At 68.8% G+C, this 1,814-nt stretch carries 8 protein-coding genes; all 8 read left to right on the forward strand.

All coding sequences use genetic code 11. The annotated features are described in order from the left end of the window. The first annotated feature begins 208 nt into the window (after positions 1-208). Positions 209-340 carry a hypothetical protein gene (locus tag LX14_RS20815; RefSeq protein ID WP_301284018.1) on the forward strand — a complete coding sequence of 44 codons (132 nt, stop codon included), beginning with the start codon at positions 209-211 and terminating at the stop codon, positions 338-340. Further along, complete coding sequence (locus LX14_RS20540; protein WP_253649254.1) at positions 337-525, forward strand: hypothetical protein; 189 nt, start codon at positions 337-339, stop codon at positions 523-525. Before LX14_RS20815 ends, LX14_RS20540 begins: the two co-directional genes overlap by 4 nt. Beyond that, complete coding sequence (locus tag LX14_RS20545; protein ID WP_253649255.1) at positions 522-695, forward strand: hypothetical protein; 174 nt, start codon at positions 522-524, stop codon at positions 693-695. Before LX14_RS20540 ends, LX14_RS20545 begins: the two co-directional genes overlap by 4 nt. Further along, a complete protein-coding gene (locus LX14_RS20550) occupies positions 692-1,036 on the forward strand; it encodes a hypothetical protein (protein WP_253649256.1) in 345 nt (114 codons plus the stop codon). The genes LX14_RS20545 and LX14_RS20550 overlap by 4 nt, the downstream gene beginning before the upstream one ends. Next, a complete protein-coding gene (locus LX14_RS20555) occupies positions 1,033-1,272 on the forward strand; it encodes a hypothetical protein (protein ID WP_253649257.1) in 240 nt (79 codons plus the stop codon). The genes LX14_RS20550 and LX14_RS20555 overlap by 4 nt, the downstream gene beginning before the upstream one ends. Next, positions 1,272-1,403, forward strand: a complete 132-nt coding sequence (locus tag LX14_RS20820) for a hypothetical protein (protein ID WP_301284019.1) — start codon at positions 1,272-1,274, stop codon at positions 1,401-1,403. The genes LX14_RS20555 and LX14_RS20820 overlap by 1 nt, the downstream gene beginning before the upstream one ends. An 8-nt stretch (positions 1,404-1,411) precedes the next feature. After that, positions 1,412-1,624 (forward strand): hypothetical protein, encoded by a 213-nt coding sequence (locus LX14_RS20560; RefSeq protein WP_253649258.1) that lies wholly within the window; start codon positions 1,412-1,414, stop codon positions 1,622-1,624. Beyond that, positions 1,621-1,814, forward strand: a 194-nt coding sequence (locus tag LX14_RS20565) for a hypothetical protein (RefSeq protein ID WP_253649259.1), incomplete at its 3' end; no start/stop codon positions are given. The genes LX14_RS20560 and LX14_RS20565, both read left to right, overlap by 4 nt.

The following is a 1,814-nucleotide window of genomic DNA, read 5'->3' on the forward strand; positions in this document are numbered from 1 at the left end:
CCGGTCCGCCGCCCGGTCCGCCGCCTGGTCCGCCGCCCGGTCCGCCGCGTTCGTCGAGTTCACCAGCCACGCCATCGACGCGTGGCGTCGCATCGCGGAACTAGACGCACCCGTCGACATCACCGCCGACGCGGTCAACGACGCACTCAACCGCATCGGCTAACCCACCGCTCAATCACCCACCACAACCACCGAGATCGGACTGCAAATGGACACCATCTACTGGCTCCTCGGACCCGGAATGCTGCTGTACTTCGCGGGCATCGCCACCGGCGTCAGCCTGCACGGACACTCCCACGTCGACAACCCCTTCGAGATCGCCGGCGGTGACGAGCGATGAGCCTCGGACTCACCGAGGCACTGTTCCTCGTCTTCCTCGTCCTGAAGCTGCTCGGCGTGACGGCGGTCGCCGGATGGTCGTGGTGGTGGGTCACCGCGCCGCTGTGGATCGGCGGCGCGATCGACCTGGCCGTGCTCCTGCTCGTCGGCATCACGGCGTTCCGCATGACGGCGGCGAAGCGATGAGGCGCCGCGACCCGAACCGGGAGCCCAGTTCGTACGAGACGGCCATCCTGGGCGGGTTCACCGGTAAGCACGTCTACGGCTTCACCGTCCCCGACGCCGTGGTGGCGCAGCGTCGCGCGAAGAACCGCATGGCACGCCGGTCCCGGCAGATCAACCGGAGGCGGCGGTGACCGACCTCGACCGCGAGTACGCGATCCTGCTGCCCAACGGCGAGCTGCTCACCAACCACACCGGGTGCGACCACGGTCGGGACGAGCAGGAGATGCCGTACTCCATCGCGTCCATCTTCGGCCCGCCGTCAAAGCCCGCACCCGAGCACGTCCTCATCTGGACCACGCCGGCCCTGGCGCAGGCGCACGCCGATCTGTTGCGAACGCGAGCGCGCAGCCTCGGTGTCGACAACCTCGGTGTCCGGGTGGTGGGCCGCATCTGCGGCCCGTGGACGACGCCGAACGACGGCGAACAGCTGGCACAGGCACTCCTCGACTACATCGCGGGTGAGCAGCGATGAGCGCGGCCGAGCAGTACGGCGAGCTCGCCGACAAGCTGCACGAGGCCTTGCTCGCCGACCCAGACAGCGTGATCCACACCGGTTCCACGCGTGACGCGTTGGCAATCGGCATCGAGGTTGGTGCACAGGTGGGCCGCGCAGTCGTCGCAACCGCCGGTGTGCTGAGCGACGCAATCGGTGTGCGCATCGACCCGGAGAAGCTGCTGGACGCGGTGGTCAACGGGATGGGGTGCTGATGCGCGCCGTCGTGAAGGAGTGCGCCCGCACGCTGGGCGTGATCGTTGTCTCCGTCATCGTGACGTTCGGACTCGCCGTCGTCATCGCCTACTTCGGCGGGTTCCAGGTGCTCGCGGAGGTAGCGCGGTGAACGCCCCGATGACCGCTCTCGAGATCGAGGTTGCCGACCACATCGAGGACCTGCCCGCACCCGATGGGTTCGAGTGGTGCGCCGTCAGCGACGAGCAGTACGAGAAGGCCTGTGCGGACCGGTCGTTGCCGACCGCCTACGTCGAGTACTTCGACGGCGACCACGTCACGATGCGCTACCTCGTCGGCCAGCATGACCTGGCGCCGGCGGTGACCCGGTGAGCGCGCCGCAGAACCCGTTCGGCCACCAGGTCGTCGACGCCATGGTGCCGCTCGCGCTGCGCATCGTCGGCGCAGTCCGGGACGACGACCCCGCAGAGCTGCTCGACGCGATCGCCACCGCCCACACGATCGGCGACGGGACGGCGTGGATGACGGCGCTGCTCATCGCGATCGCCGGTCTGGTGCCTGA

It is taken from the genome of Williamsia deligens (genome assembly GCF_024171765.1).
Lineage (GTDB): Bacteria > Actinomycetota > Actinomycetes > Mycobacteriales > Mycobacteriaceae > Williamsia_A > Williamsia_A deligens.